This is a genomic window from Streptomyces antarcticus, assembly GCF_026627255.1.
Lineage (GTDB): Bacteria > Actinomycetota > Actinomycetes > Streptomycetales > Streptomycetaceae > Streptomyces > Streptomyces antarcticus.
The window spans coordinates 121,433-141,598 of record NZ_JAPNLM010000006.1 but is presented as its reverse complement, the minus strand read 5'-3'; the positions used below and the strand labels follow the sequence as shown (position 1 = coordinate 141,598).

General features: G+C 74.0%; 14 protein-coding genes and 1 pseudogene. 6 read left to right on the top strand and 9 right to left on the bottom strand.

Annotated elements, in window-relative coordinates:
- Window position 1: 1 nt before the first annotated feature.
- On the bottom strand, window positions 2-613 hold the full coding sequence (locus OTB16_RS12255; protein ID WP_267720137.1) for a (2Fe-2S)-binding protein: 612 nt from the start codon (window positions 611-613) through the stop codon (window positions 2-4).
- Between the two features lie 2 nt (window positions 614-615).
- On the bottom strand, window positions 616-1,509 hold the full coding sequence (locus tag OTB16_RS12250; protein ID WP_267720136.1) for an FAD binding domain-containing protein: 894 nt from the start codon (window positions 1,507-1,509) through the stop codon (window positions 616-618).
- A 253-nt stretch (window positions 1,510-1,762) separates the two neighbouring features.
- Between OTB16_RS12250 and OTB16_RS12245 the strand changes: the two genes are divergently transcribed.
- Both OTB16_RS12245 and OTB16_RS12240 read left to right on the top strand, forming a co-directional pair.
- Entirely contained in the window at window positions 1,763-3,442 is a 1,680-nt protein-coding gene (locus OTB16_RS12245) for a PucR family transcriptional regulator (RefSeq protein ID WP_267720135.1), read from the top strand.
- 165 nt (window positions 3,443-3,607) lie between these two features.
- Window positions 3,608-4,387 (top strand): hypothetical protein, encoded by a 780-nt coding sequence (locus OTB16_RS12240; RefSeq protein WP_267720134.1) that lies wholly within the window; start codon window positions 3,608-3,610, stop codon window positions 4,385-4,387.
- A gap of 108 nt (window positions 4,388-4,495) precedes the next feature.
- Here the strand turns inward: OTB16_RS12240 and OTB16_RS12235 are convergent, their stop codons facing one another.
- Window positions 4,496-5,311, bottom strand: a complete 816-nt coding sequence (locus OTB16_RS12235; protein WP_420717682.1) for a GntR family transcriptional regulator — start codon at window positions 5,309-5,311, stop codon at window positions 4,496-4,498.
- A 21-nt stretch (window positions 5,312-5,332) separates the two neighbouring features.
- On the opposite strand from OTB16_RS12235, the gene OTB16_RS12230 reads away from it, so the two are divergent.
- Window positions 5,333-6,193, top strand: a complete 861-nt coding sequence (locus tag OTB16_RS12230; protein WP_267720132.1) for a (2Fe-2S)-binding protein — start codon at window positions 5,333-5,335, stop codon at window positions 6,191-6,193.
- Between the two features lie 254 nt (window positions 6,194-6,447).
- Window positions 6,448-7,536, top strand: coding sequence for a DUF2637 domain-containing protein (locus OTB16_RS12225; RefSeq protein WP_267720131.1), 1,089 nt, complete (start codon window positions 6,448-6,450; stop codon window positions 7,534-7,536).
- Window positions 7,537-7,666: 130 nt separating this feature from the next.
- Here the strand turns inward: OTB16_RS12225 and OTB16_RS12220 are convergent, their stop codons facing one another.
- From OTB16_RS12220 to OTB16_RS12205, 4 genes and pseudogenes are all read right to left on the bottom strand, one after another.
- Window positions 7,667-8,080 carry an ATP-binding protein gene (locus OTB16_RS12220; protein WP_267720130.1) on the bottom strand — a complete coding sequence of 138 codons (414 nt, stop codon included), beginning with the start codon at window positions 8,078-8,080 and terminating at the stop codon, window positions 7,667-7,669.
- Between the two features lie 172 nt (window positions 8,081-8,252).
- A pseudogene (locus OTB16_RS12215) lies at window positions 8,253-9,603 on the bottom strand (thiamine pyrophosphate-dependent enzyme).
- A gap of 84 nt (window positions 9,604-9,687) precedes the next feature.
- On the bottom strand, window positions 9,688-10,743 hold the full coding sequence (locus OTB16_RS12210; RefSeq protein ID WP_267720129.1) for a protein phosphatase 2C domain-containing protein: 1,056 nt from the start codon (window positions 10,741-10,743) through the stop codon (window positions 9,688-9,690).
- Between the two features lie 741 nt (window positions 10,744-11,484).
- Window positions 11,485-15,252 (bottom strand): S8 family peptidase, encoded by a 3,768-nt coding sequence (locus tag OTB16_RS12205; protein WP_267720128.1) that lies wholly within the window; start codon window positions 15,250-15,252, stop codon window positions 11,485-11,487.
- A gap of 200 nt (window positions 15,253-15,452) precedes the next feature.
- Here OTB16_RS12205 and OTB16_RS12200 point away from each other — a divergent pair, with 200 nt between their 5' ends.
- The gene (locus OTB16_RS12200; protein WP_267720257.1) at window positions 15,453-16,430 is read left to right on the top strand and encodes a helix-turn-helix domain-containing protein; all 978 of its coding nucleotides are present in this window, start codon (window positions 15,453-15,455) and stop codon (window positions 16,428-16,430) included.
- A gap of 270 nt (window positions 16,431-16,700) precedes the next feature.
- Window positions 16,701-17,909, top strand: coding sequence for a cation diffusion facilitator family transporter (locus OTB16_RS12195; protein WP_267720127.1), 1,209 nt, complete (start codon window positions 16,701-16,703; stop codon window positions 17,907-17,909).
- Window positions 17,910-18,065: 156 nt separating this feature from the next.
- Here the strand turns inward: OTB16_RS12195 and OTB16_RS12190 are convergent, their stop codons facing one another.
- Both OTB16_RS12190 and rsgA read right to left on the bottom strand, forming a co-directional pair.
- Window positions 18,066-18,533: a hypothetical protein gene (locus tag OTB16_RS12190; protein ID WP_267720126.1), complete on the bottom strand. Its 468-nt coding sequence runs from the start codon at window positions 18,531-18,533 to the stop codon at window positions 18,066-18,068.
- A gap of 149 nt (window positions 18,534-18,682) precedes the next feature.
- A complete protein-coding gene (gene rsgA / locus OTB16_RS12185; RefSeq protein ID WP_267720125.1) occupies window positions 18,683-19,807 on the bottom strand; it encodes a ribosome small subunit-dependent GTPase A in 1,125 nt (374 codons plus the stop codon).
- Window positions 19,808-20,166 lie beyond the last annotated feature (359 nt).

Sequence of the window (20,166 nt, the reverse complement as noted above, 5' to 3'; positions counted from 1 at the left end):
GTCAGACCGCCTCTCCCTGACGGGCGGCCGCGAGGCGGACCGCGTCGAGGATCTTCTCGTAGCCCGTGCAGCGGCAGAGGTTGCCGGACAGGGCCTCACGGATGTCCTGGTCGGACGGGGAGGAGTTCTCCTCCAGCAGCGCGTCGGCCTGGACCAGGAGGCCCGGGGTGCAGAAACCGCACTGGACGGCGCCGGCGTCGATGAACGCCTGCTGGATGGTGGAGAGCTCCACACCCTCGCCGGTCTGCGAGTCGCCCGCGGGCTTGGCCTGCCACTGCTTGGCCGCGTCCAGAGTGACGCCGCCCTTGCCGCCGCAGCCGCCGCCGGCGCCGCAGGCACCGCCGTGGCCGTGCTGCTCGCGCTGCTTGGAGAATTCCGCCAGGCCCTCGACGGTCACGACGTCGCGGCCCTCGACCTGGCCGGCGGCCACGAGACAGGAACAGACCGGCACGCCGTCGAGACGGACGGTGCAGGAACCACACTCGCCCTGCTCACATGCGTTCTTCGAACCGGGCAGGCCCATGCGCTCGCGCAGGACGTACAGGAGGGACTCGCCCTCCCAGACGTCGTCGGCTTCCTGCTGACGGCCGTTGACAGTGAAATTGACGCGCATGATTACGCAGCCCCTTCAAGCGAGCGGCCGGTGGTGCCGCGGTACTGCTCCCAGGTCCAGACGAGCTGGCGGCGAGCCATGATGCCGACCGCGTGACGGCGGTACTTCGCCGTGCCGCGGACGTCGTCGATCGGGTTGGCCGCGCCGGAGGCGAGGTCACCGAACTGCTTGGCGATCGACGGGGTGATGACCTTGCCGGACTCCCAGAAGCCGCCCTCTTCGAGCGCGGCGTTCAGGAACTCCTCGGCGGCCTTCGCCCGGATCGGGGTCGGCGCGGCCGATCCGATGCCGGTGCGGACCGTGCGGGTCTGCGGGTGCAGCGCCAGGCCGAACGCGCAGACCGCGATGACCATCGCGTTGCGGGAGCCGACCTTGGAGTACTGCTGGGGGCCGTCCGCCTTCTTGATGTGGACGGTCTTGATGAGCTCGTCGGCGGCGAGCGCGTTGCGCTTCACTCCGGTGTAGAACTCGTCGATCGGGATCAGGCGGGAGCCGCGTACGGACTCCACCTCGACCTCGGCACCGGCCGCGAGGAGCGCCGGGTGCGAGTCGCCGGCCGGAGAGGCGCAACCGAGGTTGCCTCCGACACCGCCGCGGTTGCGGATCTGCGGGGACGCGACCGTGTGCGAGGCGAGCGCGAGTCCCGGAAGCTCCGTCCGGAGGTTCTCCATGATCTGCGTGTACGGGACGGAGGCGCCCAGACGAACCACGTCCTCGCCGACCTCCCACTCCCGCAGGAGACCGATGCGGTTCAGGTCCAGGAGGTACTCCGGCCGACGGTGGTCGAAGTTGATCTCGACCATCACATCGGTGCCACCCGCGATCGGCACAGCTGTGGGGAACTCGGCCTTAGCGGCGAGCGCCTCCTCCCAGCTGGCGGGGCGAAGGAAGTCCATGTGCGGCTCTCTTCTTCTTCATCGTGTCGTTCACTTCAAGCCAGGAGGCCCAATGGCCCTCGACTGGTCGTTCACGTGCTGTTAACGCGGTGTGGAGTCAGTACACAATCCGCGCGTCCCCCGGGTGCAGTCACCGAAACCATGAAGGAGTTGGCTGGGGACCTCCCTCGTCTTGTAGATTCGTATGAAAGGCAGGATGCGACGACCTGCCCGATTTCCAACGGCAACATCGAGACAGATCGGCGGCGACATCATGCGGCTGCGCGCACTGCTGGAAACCGAGGCGCTGGGGCTGCGGCTGCTGGGCGGCGAGGATGAACTCGACCGGACGGTCCGCGGGGTCATGACGACCGACCTGCGGGACCCCAGCCGATACCTGTCCGGAGGCGAGCTCGTGCTCACCGGCCTGGCCTGGCGAAGAAATTCGGCCGATTCCGAGCCGTTCGTACGAATCCTGGCCGGCGCGGGCGTGGCGGGCCTCGCCGCGGGCGAGGCCGAGCTGGGGGACATCCCGGACGACCTGGTATCGGCCTGTCTGCGCAACCGCCTGCCCCTGTTCGCCGTGAACGAGGACGTTGCATTCGCCACGATCACCGAGTACGTGGTGCGCCAGGTCTCCGGAGAACGCGCCGGGGACCTCGCCGCCGTCGTGGACCGCCACCGCCGCCTGATGACGTCGGGGCCGACCGGCGGCGGGCCCGACGTGGTGCTGGATCTGCTCACCACCGACCTCGATCTCCGGGCCTGGGTGCTGTCCCCCACGGGCCGGCAGATCGCCGGGGCCGGCGAGCCGCTGGCCCCGGGTGTCTGTGCGGCACTGGCGAGCGAGCACCTCGCGGCGGTCCGGACGGGCCGCAGGGGCCCGCACCGGATCTCCATCCAGGGTATTACGTACTCGCTCTTCCCCATCAGGGGACACGGGCGCGGCGCGGCCGGTCCGGCCGCCCGTGACGTGCGCGAGAGCGTGCTGTCGGACTGGCTGCTGGCCGTCGAGGCGGACGCCGGCGACTGGCCCGCCGAGCGCCTCGACCTGCTCCAGGGCGTCACCCAGCTGATCGCCGTGGAGCGGGACCGGCGCGACGCGGCCCGTACGGTGCGCCGCCGCCTCGCCCAGGAGGTGCTGGAACTGGTCCAGACGGGCGCCGCGCCCGCCGAGATCGCCGCCCGCCTGCGGGTCGCGGCCCCGGTGCTGCTGCCCGGACTCGGCGGCCCCCCGCACTGGCAGGTCGTCGTGGCCCGGGTGGACTGGGACGGCGGCGACATCCCCGGCGGCCCGGTGGCCCAGTCGCTGCTGGAGGAGATCCTCGTCGACCCGACCCTGTCGGGGCCCGAGCCCTCGGACCGGATCGCCGTGGCCCACGCGGGCGACGAGGCCATCGCCCTGGTGCCGCTGCCCGCCCTGCCCGGGGAGGCCGGTGAGGACAAGGGCCCCGGCCCTGCCCTGCACGCCGACGAGCTCCTGGCGGTCGTACGGGACCCCCTGCAGGCAGGCCTGGCCGACGACGGCCGGCTCACGCTGGGCGTCAGCGCGGCCGTGCACTCCGCCGAAGGGCTGCGCGGGGCGCTGGAGGAGGCCCGGCACGCCCGCCGGGTCGCCGCGGCGCGCCCGGGCCGGGTCTGCGCGGCGGGCCACCACGAGCTGGCCTCGCACGTCCTGCTGCTGCCGTTCGTGCCCGACGACGTACGGCGCGCCTTCACGGCCCGGCTGCTGGACCCGCTGCGGGACTACGACCGCCGCCACCGCGCGGAGCTCATCCCGACGCTGGAGGCCTTCCTGGACTGCGACGGTTCGTGGACCCGCTGCGCGACGCGGCTGCACCTCCACGTCAACACGCTGCGGTACCGCGTCGGGCGAATCGAGCAGTTGACGGGGCGCGACCTGTCGCGGCTCGAGGACAAGCTCGACTTCTTCCTCGCACTGCGCATGAGCTGAGAAGATCCGCTCCCGGACCGCACGGCCCGGGCCGGGGGCGGCTGATGATCCGTCCGGACTTTGTGAAAGAGTTCACCCGACCCCTTGGCCGGAGCCTCCGATCCGTGCTCTCATTTCGCCCCAGGGCTCAACGATGTGCTGCTTGGTTGCTTTGGGGAGGGCAATGTGGCGGATACCGCCATGTCCGGTGCCGGATCTACTGGGGGAGACGACCCCCTCCAGCGGGCGATATGGCGGCTGCGCTCGCGCGGCTGTTGGACCGACGCGGCCGCCCTGCTGACGCCGCACCTGAACCACGCCGGAGCCGCCGTGCAGCGCACGGCGCTGCTGGTGGAACGCTGCCTGTTCACCGGGCAGGGCTGGGCCGAGGCCGAGGACGCGCTGCGGGTCGCCGAGGCCGTCTCGCAGGACGACGACGACCGGGGCGCCGCCGCCTGCGAGCGGGGCCACCTGGCGTACGCCGCCACGGTGCTCGGCGTACGCGACCGGGCCGACGAGGCCCGCTCGGCGCTGGGCCGGGCCGCGGCCCTGCTCTCCGCCGGGTCCCGGACCCGGCCGCTGCTGGACTTCCGCCGGGGGCTGGTGGCCGAGCACCTCGCGGACGCCCCGCAGTCGGCCCGCCCCGCCTACCACCGGGCCCACGCGGGCGCGGAGGCCCACGGGGACACGCTGCTGCTCTCCTTCACCTGGCGGCACCTGGCGGCGCTCGCCCTGCGGGACGGCGAGGTGGCCGAGGCGCGCAAGGGCTTCACGGAGTCGCTGCGGATCCGGGAGGAGCTGGGCTTCCTGATCGGCACGGCCCCGGCGCTGGCCGCCCTGGCCGAGGCCGAGCCGGAGCCCGAGGCGGCCCGGCTGCGCGCGGAGGCCCGTCGGCTCTTCCACCTGCTGGGGGGCATCCCGACCTGGCTGGCGGACCAGCTCCACCCGGACCCGGCTCCCGCGTAGCCCGGCGGGGGGCTCCGGGGCAGCCCCGGAGCGCCCCGCCGGACCGGACCGGACCGGGGTGGCCGGGGACCGGGTCGGCCGAGGGACCGGGCCGGACGGCGGGCCCGGTCAGCCGGCGGAGCCCGCGAAGTGCTCCCGTACGAGTGACTCCACCACCGGGAGGTCCCCGGCGATCAGGGCCTCCAGCAGGGCCGTGTGCTCGGCCGCGTCGGCCACCAGCTCCGCACGGCGCACCCGCGGGGCGCCCGGCAGGGGCCACTGGGCGCGGCGGTGGAGTTCCCCCGCCACCTGGACCAGCTGGTCGTTGCCGGCCAGCGCGAGCACCTCGCGGTGGAAGGCCCGGTCGGCCTCCGCGTAGCCGGGCAGGTCGCCGACCGCGGCGGCGGCGGCCGTGGCCGCGGCGGCCGGCCGCAGGGCCTCCCAGCCGGCCGCGGGCACGTCACGGGCCAGCCGGAGCATCACGGGGACCTCCAGCAGGGCCCGTACCTCGGCCAGCTCGGCCAGCTCGCGCGGGGTGCGCGACAGGACGCGGAAACCCCGGTTGGGCAGGCATTCCACCGCCCCGTCCAGGGCCAGCCGCTGCATCGCCTCGCGCACGGGGGTCGCCGACACTCCGAAACGTTCGCCCAGGGCCGGGCCCGAGTAGATCTCCCCCGGCACCAGTTCGCCGTCGACGAGCGCCGCGCGGAGCGCGTCGAGGACTTGGCCGCGCACCGAATGGCGCATCACCTTCCGCGGTATCTTCTGCGCCGGAATCGACGGCCGCGCGGCCTCCGCTCCACCCCTGGCCTGCGGCGTTTCGTGCACTCGGTCCTCCTCACAGGTCTCGGCCCGTCCTGAGAACCGAGAATAGGGGACGGCGCGCGAGGCATGAGGGTAGGCATCACTCTCAGTCGGGTAAGGTAAGGCTAACCTCTTATCGATCGCTTGAATCGGTGGTCCACCATGACCGTCACGGTCCTCGGCGCCTCGGCGCGCGTCACACCCGCCCCGGACGGCTCTCCGGTGGCGGATGCGTACGCACGCCTGGCCGAGGTCTACGGCGGACTCGGGGTCGCCGAGCGGGCCGCGCACGAACCTCTCCCTCGCGGTGTGGGATGGGTCGGCGCGGACGAGCTGGCGGCCGGAGGACCGGCGCTCGACGCCTTCCTCGCCTGGGACAACGCCCAGGTGCTGAAGGACTACGGGCACCAGGCCCGCCCCGACGTGGTGGCGAGCTTCGGCCTGCACCGGTACGCGTGGCCCGCGTGCCTGCTGATCACCCTGCCGTGGTTCCTCCACCGGCGGGTGCCGAGCCTCCCCGTGTCCGGGGTCACCTTCCACCGGACGCTCGGCCGGATGGCCGTGCGCGTCGACGGCTTCGCCTGCCTGCCGGACGATCCGGCGGCCGCTCTCCCCGGCGCACGGGTCGTGCCCGACGGGGAGGCGCTGCGCGACGAGGTGCGGGCTGCGGTGGCCCAGCACCTCGGACCGGTACTGGAAGGTTTCGGCCCGCGCATGCGGCGCGGCCGGCGCGCCCTGTGGGGCATGGTCACGGACGAGGTCGTCGAGAGCCTCTGGTACATCGGCACCCTGCTCGGCGAGGAGCGGCGGGCGATGGCCGAGCTGGAGGCCCTGCTGCCCGGCTCGACGGCCCCGTACACCGGCGGCGCGGGCTTCCGGACGCTCGCGGGCCCCGACGGCACGGAGCTGCCCACCCGGGACCGGGCCAGCTGCTGCTTCTTCTACACGATCCGCCCGGACGACACCTGCGTGACCTGCCCCCGCACGTGCGACGCGGACCGCGTGGCCCGGCTCACGGCGTAGCCGCCGGGCCCCCGGCGGGGCCGGACCCCGGCCGCCGCCGCCCTCCCGCTCCGAACCCACCCGCGGGGGTGACCGCAAATCGAACTCAACTCAGTCCGTACGGGCTCCAGTTCGACGGACAACACCCTATCCGGCGGGCCCCGCCCCCCGATGGCGTCCACTTGCCCCGAAACCCGCGTGTACGGCGGACCGGCTGCGCCACTATGACGCCCGGAAAGCCGCACGACCGCAGACGCGAGGCAAGGGACATCCGCATGAGACTGACCGACATATCGCTGGACTGGCTGCTGCCCGGCAGCCTGCTGATCCTGGGCGTGCTTGCGGCAGTTGCGGTACTGGCCCGGGGAAAGCGCGAGAGCGAGAAGGCCGCGGCCGAGGACAGCTGGGAGCGCAGCGAGGAGCGGCGGCGGCGCAAGGAAGCCGTCTACGGGACCGCCTCGTACGTCCTGCTCTTCTGCTGCGCGGCGGTCGCCGCCGCGCTCTCCTTCCACGGGCTGGTCGGCTTCGGCCGGCAGAACCTCAACCTCTCCGGGGGGTGGGAGTACCTCGTCCCCTTCGGCCTCGACGGCGCCGCCATGTTCTGCTCGGTGCTCGCCGTCCGCGAGGCCAGCCACGGCGACGCGGCACTGGGCTCGCGCATGCTGGTCTGGCTGTTCGCGGGGGCGGCCGCGTGGTTCAACTGGGTTCACGCGCCCAGGGGCCTGGGCCACGACGGGGCCCCGCAGTTCTTCGCCGGGATGTCGCTCTCGGCGGCGGTCCTCTTCGACCGGGCCCTGAAGCAGACCCGCCGGGCGGCACTGCGCGAGCAGGGCCTGATCCCCCGGCCGCTGCCGCAGATCCGGATGGTCCGCTGGCTGCGGGCGCCCCGGGAGACCTTCGGCGCGTGGTCCCTGATGCTGCTGGAGGGGGTCCGCACCCTCGACGAGGCCGTGGACGAAGTCCGCGAGGACAAGAAGGAGAAGGAGAACGACCGGCACCGGCGGCGCGAGCAACACCGCCTGGACCGCGCCCACATCAAGGCACTCGGCCGGCAGAACCGGGCGTTCGGGCGGGCCCGCGCCCGCGAGGGCGACATGCCGGGGCTGGCTCCCGGACCGGGCTCCGCGCCGGTCGGCGCGGAGCCGGCCATAGCGGGCCCGGGACAGCTGACGCCGCCGCCCCGGCTGCCGCTGGGAGGGAGTTCCGGAAGGCCCTCGCTCCAGGCCGTGTCCGGATCCTCCGAATCCCTCGAGGTGACCGGTCCGCGGACGGTGGACCTCACCGCCGAGGACGACACCCAGACCATCCCCCGGCTCGACTCCCTGGAGCGCAAACTGAAGGACCTGGAGCAGCAGTTCGGCTGACGGCTCCCCGTCGGCACTCCGCGGGGCCCGCTCGTTCAGGCGGGTCCCGCGGGCCCAGGGGGTGTCGTCAGACTCGTTCCGTACGCCCGCAAGGCGCGCCGCACGGCAGGAACGATCGTGACGGCACCCCCTACGCCGCCTCGTATCCCGGGGTACGGGTGGCGTGCAGTTCGAACCACACCACCTTGCCGCCGCCCGCGGCCGACCCGTCCACGCCCCAGGCGTCGGCGAGGGCCTGCACCAGCGCCAGGCCCCGCCCGTGCGTACCGTCGTCGGCGGTCGGTACGTGCGGGCGGGGGCGGCGGGCGGCGTAGTCGCGGACCTCCACGCGGAGACGGGATCCGCCGAGGCTGGCGGAGACCTCGGCGCCCTGGTCGGTGTGGACGAGGGCGTTGGTGACCAGTTCGGTGATGAGCAGCTCCGCTACGTCGGCGGCGTCGGTCCGGCACCGGTGGCGCATCAGCTCCCGTAACGCCCGGCGGACTTCCCCCACGGCCTTAAGATCCGCCCGGCGCACGCTCCGCGTGATCCGCTGCGTGTCCACCGCTCCCCCGTCCTCGGCGCCGGTCGATGGTTCTCGCGGTACGGGCCGCCCCCTCTTCCACAGCTTTCCGGTCTTCGCCCCCACCCGCACGGCGATGTACCTCCCGCGTCCATGACTCTCGAACAGGTCTACGGGATGCATGCCCCTCGGACCGATCCGCACTCCTGCGGGCTTACGGGCGGGGCACGTTGCGCAGGTTGGATCGAGCCATCTGGATCATCCGGCCCACCCCGCCGTCGAGCACGATCTTGCTGGCGGAAAGTGCGAAACCGGTCACCATGTCGGCACTGATCCTGGGCGGAATCGACAGGGCGTTGGGGTCGGTCACCACGTCCACCAGAGCGGGTCCCTTGTGCCGGAACGCGTCCTTCAAAGCCCCTGTGAGCTGCTTCGGCTCTCCACCCGGACCCCGTAGGCGCCCGCCGCCCGGGCGATCGCGGCGAAGTCGGGGTTCGTGTTCGTGGTCCCGTAGGAGGGCAGGCCGGAAACCAACATCTCCAACTCCACCATCCCGAGGGATGAGTTGTTGAACAGGACCACTTTGACGGGCAGGTCGTACTGCACCAGGGTGAGGAAATCTCCCATCAGCATCGAGAACCCGCCGTCGCCCGACATCGACACCACTTGACGGTTCCGGTCGGTGAACTGTGCGCCGATGGCCTGAGGGAGCGCGTTGGCCATGGAGCCGTGGCTGAAGGAGCCGATGATACGCCGCTTGCCGTTCGGGGAAAGATAGCGCGCGGCCCACACGTTGCACATGCCCGTATCCACAGTGAACACTGCGTCGTCGTCCGCCAGTTCGTCGAGGACGGCCGCCACGTACTCCGGGTGGATCGGGGCGTGCTTCTCCACCTTGCGCGTGTACGCCTTGACCACGCCCTCCAGCGCGTCCGCGTGCAGAAGAGCGTGACGCGCTCCGCCTCGTCGACGAGCCGGACGAGCTTGTCGATCTCTCCGTCTCCGGGCCGGACCGTGGGGCGGGCGGTGACGAGCGCCTGCTCGACGGTCTTCTCCGGCGCGGGCGCGCCCGCGATGTCCCCGGGCAGCGAGACGACCCCGACGCCGCTGCGCCCGATGGCGTGCTGGATGGCGCTCTGGAGCACCCGAGGCATCTGGCGGGGGTTGGAGATCAGCTCGCTGTAGGGGCTGCACTCGGCGAACAGCCGGTCGGGGTGGGTCTCCTGGAAGTAGCCGAGGCCGATCTCCGAGGAGGGGATCTGGGAGGCGAGCGCGAGGACCGGCGCCATCGAGCGGTGGGCGTCGTAGAGGCCGTTGATCAGGTGCAGGATGCCGGGCCCGCACGATCCCGCGCAGGCCGCGAGACGGCCGGTGATCTGGGCCTCGGCGCCGGCCGCGAAGGCGGCCGTCTCCTCGTGCCGGACCTGGATCCAGTCGATGTCACCCGTCCGGCGGATCGCGTCGACCACCGGGTTGAGGCTGTCGCCGACGACTCCGTACATCCGCCGGACGCCCGCGCGTACGAGGATGTCGACGAACTGCTCCGCGACGTTCTGCTTGGCCATGGGGAGGCGCCCTCTCCGGTGTCCGGTCCGTTCCCGTCCGGTTCTCCGATGCGCGTGCCTCCCATCCAGCCACGCATGCGCCGGTTACGCCTCCCAGACGGCGGCGGCCGTGCGGTCGTCGGCGTACCCCTTGAGGCGGAGCTGGATGTCCGCGAGGAAGGCCGCGAGGCCCGGCGGCTCCTGCCCCGACCAGCGGGCGGCGAGCTCAGCCGACAGGGCGGCCTCTTCCTCCATCGGCTCGGCCAGGCCGCCCGAGCACAGCAGCAGGGTGTCCCCGGGGCGGGCCACCGACGCGCGGAAGCGGAAGTCGCCGTCCCGTTCCCCGGACGCCGTGGCCGCGGGCGCGTCGGGCTCCAGGTCCTGCCAGCGGCCTCCCCGGAGCCGGAACAGCCCGCCCGCGCCCGAGCCGAAGCAGACCCGGGTGCGGCACCGCGGGTCCACCGGGAGCAGCAGGCCGCGCAGCCCGGCGGTGTACGCCTCCTCGGCGAGGCCCCGTGCGGCGGCGTGCGCCCGCAGCCGCCCGTAGCCCCGGTCGGCGAGCCGCTGGAGTCCCGAGCGCAGGGCCTCGCGGTGCCCGCCGCGGATGTCGTCGGCCAGCCGCTCCTGGCTGCGTCCGACGGCCGCCGCGACGGTCCGGCACAGCTCGGCGGCGGCCTCGGCGGCCCCGGGGGCGGCCCGGTCGCCGCCCGCGATGACCACGAGGACCAGGGCGTCGTCGCCGGTGCCGAAGCGGGCGGTGAGGAGGTGGTCCCGGCGGGGATCGCCGCGGTAGCGCGCGGAGTCCCCGCGCAGGGAGGCGGCGCGCAGGGTGTACGTGCCGTAGCGGGCCCCGTCCAGGACGGTGTCGGGGGTCAGCCCGGCGAGGGCCGACGGGTCGGCGGCGGGCAGGGCGCCCGGTTCGGCGGCGTAGGTCGGGGCCCGGTCACCGAGGTGGCGCACCTCCGGCCGGGCGGTGGAGGCCGGTTCCGGCGGCCCGGACTGCCGTACGGAAGCCGGTACGGGTACGGGAGGCACCTCCACTCCCCCGAGCGCGTAGCCGGTGGCGCCGCCCGCCCGGGGGTCCCAGCGCGGGTACGGCGGCACGGGCGCGGCCGGCGGCACGGGCGGCGGGGGCGGCGGCCCGTCCGGCACGGGCGGCACGGGGGCCGAGCCCTGCCGTGGCCCGGGCAGGAACCCCGCCGCGGGCCTCCCCGAAGGCGGGCCCGCCTCCGCGGGCGGTGACGCGGGCGGTGACGCGGGCGGTGACGCGGGCCGTGGTCCCGCCACGGCGGCAGGCGCCGGGACGGCGGCCGGGGGGGCCGTGGCCTCCGGACGGCGCGCCTCCGGCGGCGGGGGCGGTCCGGGCGGCCCCGGCGGCCCGAAGACGCCGGATGCCGGGAGCCGGGGCAGCGGCGGCGGCGGCCCCGCGGGCGGCCGCGGCGGAGGCGGGCCGGGCTGGGCCGACGTTGACGGGGGCGGCGGCCCCGCCGCGGCCGGGGGTGCAGTCGCGCCGACGGCCGGGGGTGCAGTCGCTCCAACCGCCGGAGGCGCCGCACCGGACGCCGGAGGCGCCGCACCGGCCGGAGGCGCCGCACCGGCCGGAGGCGACCCCGCACCGGACGCCGGGGGTGACCCCGTGTCCGCCTCCGGGGTCGCCTGAGGGGGGACCGTCGGGGGCGTCGTCAGAACCGCCGCCGAGCGGAAGCGGTGATCGAGCGTGTCCCCCGGGTCGGGGTCCGCTCCCGCGTCCGGGTCCTCGTAGAGCTTCTGCCACCAGTCGTCCGCGCCCTGCTGACTCATGGCCCTATTGTCGGCCTCCCGCGGCGGCGGAAAACGTGGAACGCGCGAAAAGGGCCCACCGGACCGCCGTCCGGTGGACCCCTCCCGCTCTACCCGTACGGATCAGCGGACGTCGTACGCCCGTGTCACCGTCTGGGTCACCGACACGCCGTTCGCGTCGGTCAGTTCGACCTTCAGCGATACCGGCTTGCCGGAAGCTCCCGCGTGGTCGACGGCGGCGGTCCACCTGCCGCCGCGCTCGGCCGCCTTCGCCGCGGTCCAGTTCTCGCCGTCGTAGGAGTACGACAGCTTCGCGGACTCGAGCGCGCCGGGCGCGTAGCCCGCGTGCCCGGTGACGCTCAGCCCGATGCTCTGGCCGTTGGCCGCCGGGACCGTCTTGTTCCCGTCGAGCGGGGCCTCGTACCGGGGGAAGAGGAGCGGCAGGCCCTGCGAGTACGCCGACGGGTCCCGCTTCGAGGTGAAGCCCCACGTCGTCCGGACCGCGGTGGACCGCTGCCAGGTACGGGCGGGCGGGCCGATCTTCTCGATGCCCTGGGTCAGTTCGTACCGCGCCTCGTCGGCCGGGACCTCGAACACTCCGAAGGGGTACCAGCTGTCCCCGATGACCTCGCCGTTGCGCTTGAGCTGGAGGCCGCCGATGTCGCCGAAGGAGCCCGGCTGGGCGAAGTGGGCGCTGTCGCCCCACATCGCCGGGGCGAAGCCGATCAGGTTGCCCTGCCGTTCGGCGGCGAGCGCCTCCTTGCCGGTGCGGTCGCGGGGTGCGACCGGGGCGGTCACGCCGTCGTACCAACTGACCGTGGTCTTCTGGCCCTTGGCGTAGGCACGCTGCTCACCGGTCATGAACTCGCCCCACGGGAAGCTGCTGGAGAGCAGCTGGTCCCAGGAGGTGTCTGCGGCCGAGTAGAACTCGGTGCGCCGGCCCGGCGCGGCGACGGTCTCGACCGAGCCGAAGTAGACGGCGCTGCCGATCGGCCGGTAGGCACCGGAGATGTCGATGAAGTCCGAGGCCACGCCCATGGAGTGGTAGGTGGCGTCCACCTGGCCGAGGTCGCGGTCGCGGACCCGGTAGGTGTGGTTCCCCTGCACCTGCCCGGTCTCGGGGAAGGCGAGGGAGTAGACGTACGGACTCTTCGCCGTGCCCTTCCAGGACAGTGCGACCTCGCCCGCGGCGAGCCGGGCGAGCAGCGCCTTGCCCTCGCCGGACTGGAGGGCGAGGACGGGCACCGGGGCGCCCGCGAAGCCGGTGGAGGCGACCCAGCGGCCGGGCGCCTCGCGGTAGGCGAGCACCGCCGCGGCGCCCGCGGCCCTGGCGTTCCCGGCGACGTCGTACAGCGCCCCGTCCGTGGCCTTGACCAGGACGACGGCACCCTTGGCGGCGACCGCGGCGAGCTCCTCGGGGGTGCCGGAACCGGCGTTGACCAGGGGGGCGCTGCCATGGCCGTCGAGGTTGTCGCTGCCGGTGGACGCGGTGATGGGGTGCAGGACCGGGCCGCCGGCCACCTTCAGCTCGGAGAGCACGGGGGCGCCGGCCCGCCAGTAGCTGCCGAACTCGAACGCGCCGTCCTCGGCGCGTCCTTCGACGGAGGCGTAGTAGCCGCGGATGGTCCGGCCGCCCATGGCGGTGCCGGCGTGCAGCCAGGTGTCGTCCCAGCTGCGGGCGAAGCCGAGGGTGGTGTTGCGTGCTTCGAGGGGCTTGTCGCCCGCGATGTCCAGCCGGCCGGCCTTGCGGGCGTCCAGGACGACGGTCGTGTCCTTCCTCAGTTCGACCTGGGGGCGACCGAGGTAGGTGAGGGAGTCGGTCAGCTCGGCGCCCTCGCCCGCGTCGGGGGTGCCGACGAAGGCGGAGAGGAAGTACGCGCCGGGGCGCACCCGGTAGACCTGGTCCGCGGCGCCCTCGTTGAAGCGGCGCTCGCCGCTCGCGTCGTCGGTGCCGATGACGTCCAGGGAGGACGGTCCGGCGGCCGGCTTGCCCGAGCGGTCGATCAGCTTGACGCGCAGGGTCACCGTCTCCGGCTCGACGTAGAGCGAGAAGGGGGTGGAGACGCGCACGCCGTTCGCGGTGGCGACGACGCGGCCGGTGACGTCCCCGTACTGGGAGCGTTCCAGCTTCGCGGACGGGTCGAGGGCGAGGGGCACCTTGACGGTGGCGCCGGCCGGGACGGTCACCGTGCGCCGGACCAGGCGGGCGATCCCGCCGCGGACGGCGGAGCCGTCGTTGCCGGTGACCTTCTCGACGGCGAGGTCCAGGGTGACGGACCGGGCGGCGGTGTTGGTGTACGGGACCTGGACGGTCGTCCGGTCGCTGCGGTCCTGCGGCCAGTTGTACGTGCCGCCCTGCACGGCGGGGGCGCCGACGACGGCGGTACCGATCGCCGCCTTCACGTCGAGGCGGCCGCCACCGGTCTGCCGTACGTCACCGGGGACCTTGGTGTCGGCTGAGCCGACGAGGGCGGCCTTGACCTGCTGGGCCGTCCAGTCGGGGTGGCGCTGCTTGACGATGGCGGCGGCGCCCGCGACGTGCGGGGTGGCCATCGAGGTGCCGGACATGGACTGGTACGCGTACACCCCGCGCCCGCCGGCGGCGGCGGCCGAGATCCCGACGCCGGGGGCGGCGATCTCGGGCTTGAGGGTGTGCTGGAGTCCGGCGGGGCCGCGGCTGGAGAAGGAGGCCGTGGTGTCGTCGCGGTCGACGGCGCCGACGGTCAGCACGCTGGGCGCGCAACCGGGCGCGGACACCGTGTTGTTGCCGGGGCCGGTGTTGCCCGCGGCGATCACGAACAGGGTGCCCGTGTTCTGCGCGAGGCGTTCGGCGGCGGCGCTCATCGGGTCGTCGCAGCTGGTCTGGGAGGGGTCGCCGAGGCTCATGGAGACCACGTCGGCCTTGCTGTCGACGGCCCACTCCATGCCGGCGATGATCCACGAGTCGAGGCCGTAGCCCTGGTCGTTGAGGACCTTGCCGCTGAGCAGTTCGGCGCCGGGGGCGACGCCCTTCTTCGCTCCGCCGCTCTCGGCTCCGGAGCCGCCGACGGTGGAGATGGTGTGGGTGCCGTGGCCCTGGCGGTCGGCGTCGGAGTCGGAGTCGGTGAAGTTCTTCGACGCGCCGACGCGGCCCTTGAGGTCGGGGTGCTCCAGGTCGGTGCCGGTGTCGAGGACGGCGACCTTGGTGCCCTTGCCGTCGTACCCGGCGGCCCAGGCGGCGGGGGCGTTGACCTGGCGGGTGGAACGCTCGAGGTTCGCCTGGACCTTGCCGTCGAGCCACAGCTTCTTCAGCGGGCCGGCGGCGGCGCGGGCACGGGCGTCCGTACCGGTGACGTCGGCCCAGAAGGCGGCGGCCTGCTGCTTGTCGGCGGAGAGCGCGACGGCGCCGATGGAGTCGAGGACCAGGGAGCGGTCGGCGCCGCGGGGTGCGGGCGGGGCGGCGCGCGCCACGTTGACGGAGGCATCGTAGACGGCGATCAGCGGGAGCTTCTTGCTGTGCGCGTCGTCGTAGCCCTGGCGGACGAGGCCGGTGACGTTGAACAGCTCGTGGTCGACCTTGCCCGAGGCGAGCGCGGGGACCGCGTCCTCGGGGTAGACGTAGAGGTCCTTGCCGGACTGGCGGGTCTGTACGAGCGGCTGCGACCCGTCCTCGCGGGGCATCGCCGTGGCGGCGGTGCGGCCGGCGGCGTCGGTGGAGACCAGGACCCTGTCGCCGGTGACCAGGGTCACGGTGACGGGGGCCGCGGGCTGCTTCCCGGCCGCTTCGCTCCCCGTGACGGGTCTTCTGTCCGGCGCTCCGTCGCTCGGCTGTGCCGTGGACGGGCCCACGGCGGTGGCGGCCAGGACGGCCGCTGTGGCCGCTCCCAGCACCGTACGCGATATCGGGCGCATCGCTCTCTCCAGGTGAATTCCGGCCAACTACTGCATTGCACGGCAAAGCCGCCGCGTAAATGGCTTCTGGCCAGCGGATGTTGGTGCTGCGGTGGCATGACCTTGGCAGAGTGGCGGGGGGTGCGGCGATGATGTCCGCGGCGGGTTTGCGCCGTGGCCGCTTCCCGCCAGGCGCCGCGTGGAGAGGTGGGGTGGACGGGTTGCTGGGTGCGATAGGCCTGGACGAGGGCCAGGAGTCGGCGTACCGCGCGCTGGTGGCGCTGGGGGCGGCGGAGGTGCCCGACCTCGCGCACCGGCTGACCCTGCCCGTGCCGCAGACCGAGCGGGCGCTGCGGCACCTGGAGCGGCACGGGCTGGCGGCCCAGTCCTCGGCCCGGCCGGGGCGCTGGGTGGCGGCCCCGCCGGGGGTGGCCCTGGGGGCGCTGCTGACGCAGCAGCGGCACGAGCTGGAGCAGGCGGAGCTGGCGGCGGTGCTGCTGGCGGAGGAGTTCCGGGCGGAGGCCGCCGAGCCGGCGGTCCACGACCTGGTGGAGGTGGTGCAGGGCGCGAGCGCGGTGGCGCACCGCTTCCACCAGCTTCAGCTGGGCGCGGTGGAGGAGGTGTGCGCACTGGTCACCGGCCGGCCGCAGGTGGTGACGGGCACCGACAACGAGGCGGAGGACCGGGCGGCCGTCCGCGGGGTCGAGTACCGGGTGGTGATCGAGCGGGAGGTACTGACCCTGCCGAGCGGGATCCGCGAGGCGTCGACGGCGCTGGCGCGCGGCGAGCGGGTCCGGGTGACGGGGCAGGTCCCGACGAAGCTGGTGATCGCGGACCGCACCCTGGCCATGGTGCCGCTGACGGCGCGCGGCGCGGAGCCGGCGGCGCTGGTGGTGCACGCGTCGGGGCTGCTGGAGTCCCTGACGGGGCTGTTCGAGGCGGTGTGGCGGGAGTCGCTGCCGCTGCGGCTGGGCGCGGCCGGCTCGGCAGAGGAGTCCGGGGGCAGCCCCGACACCACCGACCTGGAGATCCTGTCGCTGCTGCTGGCGGGGATGACGGACGCGAGCGTGGCCAAGCACTTGGAGCTGGGCCTGCGGACGGTGCAGCGGCGGGTCAAGGGGCTGATGGAGGTGTCGGGGGTGACGACCCGGCTGCAGCTCGGCTGGCACGCGTACGAACGGGGCTGGGTGGCCCGATGATCCACCCGGAGCGGGTCCGCACGTGGGGCCTGGACGGCGTGCCGCCTGGGGTTGGCCGAGCAGTCGACCCGGGCCGGTGGTGAAGCCCACCGGCCAGGACGGCCAAGGCCGCGGCGGGCCGATGGCCACGGCGCCCGGCCGGTGCCCGAACCGGGCCGAGGCGCACCGGGCGCTACGGCGCCACGGGCGCTGCTGCGCAGGCATCGCAGCTGGTCACAGGAGGTAGGACGGTGATGGCCGCAATCGGATCGTTGTGCCACCGTAGGCGGGATGGAGGGTCACGGGCACACGCACGGACACGACGCACACGGCCACGGCCACGGGCACGGGCACGGTCACGGTCACGCGGGGCCTGAAGGCCACGCGGGGCCCGGTCACGACGGGCCTGACGATCACCCGGGGCCCGGGCACGACAGATCCGGCAACGGTCACCGCCACGGGCACGCGCACGCGCACGCGCCGCAGGGTGGTCCCGGGGGTGCGGCCCGGGCGCGGAAACGGCTGGCCCACCTCCTCAGGCCGCACGGCCATGAGGCCGCCGACAAGGTCGACGCCGCGATGGAGACCTCCCGCGCGGGGATGCGCACCCTGTGGGTCTCCCTGGCCGTCCTCGCGCTGACCACCGTCGTCCAGGCGGCGGTCGTCCTGCTGTCCGGGTCGGTGGCGCTGCTCGGCGACACGGTCCACAACGCCGCCGACGCGCTGACCGCCGTCCCGCTGGGCATCGCGTTCGTGCTCGGGCGGCGGGCGGCGAACCGCCGTTACACCTACGGGTACGGCCGCGCCGAGGACCTGGCGGGCATCATCATCGTGGCGACCATCGCGGCGTCCGCGGTCCTCGCCGCCTGGGCGGCCGTGGACCGGCTGCTCGACCCCCGGGACGTCACGCACCTGTGGGCGGTCGCGGGCGCGGCGCTCGCCGGTTTCGCCGGGAACGAGTGGGTCGCCCGGCTCCGTATCCGTACGGGCCGCCGGATCGGTTCTGCCGCGCTGGTCGCCGACGGCCTGCACGCCCGTACGGACGGCTTCACCTCGCTGGCCGTCCTGCTGGGCGCCGGCGGAGCGGCACTGGGCTGGCGGGCCGCCGACCCGGTGGTCGGCCTGCTGATCACCCTGGCGATCCTGCTGGTCCTGTGGGACGCCGCCCGCGAGGTCTGCCGGCGGCTGATGGACTCGGTCGACCCGGCCCTGGTCGACGCGGCGGAGGCCGCGCTGCGCGCGGTGGACGGGGTACTGGACGTGGGGCGGGTCCGGATGCGGTGGATCGGCCACGCGCTGCGGGCCGAGGCGGACATCGTGGTCGACCCCGGGCTGACGGTGGTACGGGCGCACGCGCTGGCGGTGGCCGCCGAGCACGCCCTGATCCACGCGGTCCCCCGGCTGACCGCGGCGACGGTCCACACCGACCACGCCCCCACCCCCGACGGCGACCCCCACACGCCCCTCGCCCACCACACCGCCCACCCGGCGTCCACCTGAGCCCCGTCCGCACCGGTGGGGCCCGGACCGGGCCACGCGAACCCCGGAATGAGCACGTCGGCCCGCCCCTGCGGCGGTCGACGCGGTGCTCGGCCGCCCGGTAGCCGTAGGGGCCGGGGTCCTCGAAGGACGGGGACGCATTCTCCCGGAGCGGCGTCAGGGGGAGGTCGGTCCGACGTCGCGGACCCACACGTGCGCCGCGGGTGCGGCCCGATCCGGCCGGCCCGTCACGTCGTCGAGGTCCGACCGGGTGACGGCGCCCGGCTCCACGCCGTTCAGGAAGCCGGCGACGACGGGGCCGAGGTCGGCGGTCAGCACGTGGGCGCCGCCGAACGGCAGCTTGTCGGCGGCCACCGAACCGGTCGAGCAGCGGAGCTGTCCGGCCCGCCGGTCGTGCCAGACGTGGAACGTCGCGACCCCGGCGAAGCCCGCCGGACGGATACGGAACCGGATCGCCTCGGCGGTCCGCTCGAACGCGGCGACCACCTCGGTCACGGACAAGGACCGCCTGTCCTCGTCCTCCGCGCTCAGCCACCAGGTGTCGGTGTCCGACTCCGACCGCCGGTCGGCCGGCTCGAGCACCAGGGGCTCGTCCGCCACCTCCGCGATCCATGTCAGCAGCATGTCCGCAGTATCGCGGACCGGGAACCGCTGCGGGCGGTGGCGCCGGGCGGCCGCGGTGGACGCCCGGCGGCACGGCACCCGCCCCTCGGGGGGTGTCGTCGAACTCGCTCCTGCCGTGCGGGCGTTCGGAACGACTCTGACGACACCTCCTAGGCGCGGCCGGTGCGCTTCGCCGCGTAATTGGCGCGGCCCTCCGCCGACTTCAGGCGCCAGTCCCGGCGGATCTCCGACCGCAGGCGGGCGTCCGTCTTCGCGACGATCCGCTGGTTCTCCCGCAGCAGTTTGCGGTAGCTCTCCAGGCGGCGTTCCGCCAGTTCCCCCGAGGCCAGGGCGGCCAGCACCGCGCACCCCGGTTCCGCCGCGTGCGCGCAGTCGTGGAAGCGGCACTGTGCCGCGTACTCCTCGATCTCCGCGAAGACCTGGCCGACTCCGACCTCGGCGTCCCAGAGCCCCACGCCCCGCAGTCCGGGGGTGTCGATGAGGACGCCGCCGCCGGGGAGGGCGAGCAGGTTGCGCGTCGTCGTCGTGTGGCGGCCCTTGCCGTCGACCTCGCGCGCCTCCTGGACCTCCATCGCGTCGGTGCCGAGGAGGGTGTTGGCCAGGGTGGACTTGCCGGCGCCCGAGATGCCGAGCAGCACGCTGGTACCGCCCGCGACGACGGCGGCCAGGACGTCCGTGCCGTCCCCCGTGCGGGAGGAGACGGCGAGCACCGGCACCCCGGGCGCGGTGTTCTCCACGTCCTGGACCAGGTGGGCGAGCGTCGCCGGGTCGGGGACCAGGTCCGCTTTGGTGAGGACGACCAGCGGCTGCGCGCCCGACTCCCACGCCAGCGCCAGGAAGCGCTCGATGCGCCCCAGGTCCAGCTCGACGGCGAGGGAGACGGCGATGATCGCGTGGTCGACGTTCGCGGCGAGGATCTGCCCCTCGGACCGCTGCGAGGAGGTGGACCGTACGAAGGCGGTCCGGCGCGGCAGGTACGCCTTCACGTACCGCGGGTTTCCGGCCGGCTCGACGGCGGCCCAGTCACCGGTGCAGATGACCCGGAGCGGGTCGTGCGGGGTGACGAAGGCGGTGTCGGCGCGGACCGCGCCGTCGGGGGTCATGACGTCGCACTGGCCCCGGTCGACCCGTACGACGCGGCCGGGGACGAGGCCCTGTTCGACGTACGGGGTGAACTCGGCCTCCCACGCGGTGTCCCAGCCGAAGGCGGCGAGGGCGTGCGGGAGCGGAGCCTGCGGGAAGGAGGAGAGCGAGGAGAAGGAAGAGAAAGACAAGGGAAACCCTTCACAGGGTGGCCCCGGCGGCACGCGCCCGGCGCGTGGAGGTGTGTGAGGTCAGCCGGAGACCACAGAAGTGACATTGATGGTCTTCTGAGTGCGGGCAGCGCCCTGCGCGACGACAGTCATCAACGAACTCACCTCCGGGTCATGCACGTGCTGGCTGTTCCGCACCGGTCGGCGGGAACGGATCCACCGTAACAAGGTCCCGTGGGCGGAGGCCACTTCTTTTTCCACCGCCCGCGGCCGGGTCCGGCGCCCCGCGTCAGCCGAACCGCACGGGGAGGTTCTCGATGCCGTTGGTGAAGTCCGACCGCAGCCGGCGGACCGCTCCGGTGAGTCCGGAGCCGGCCTGC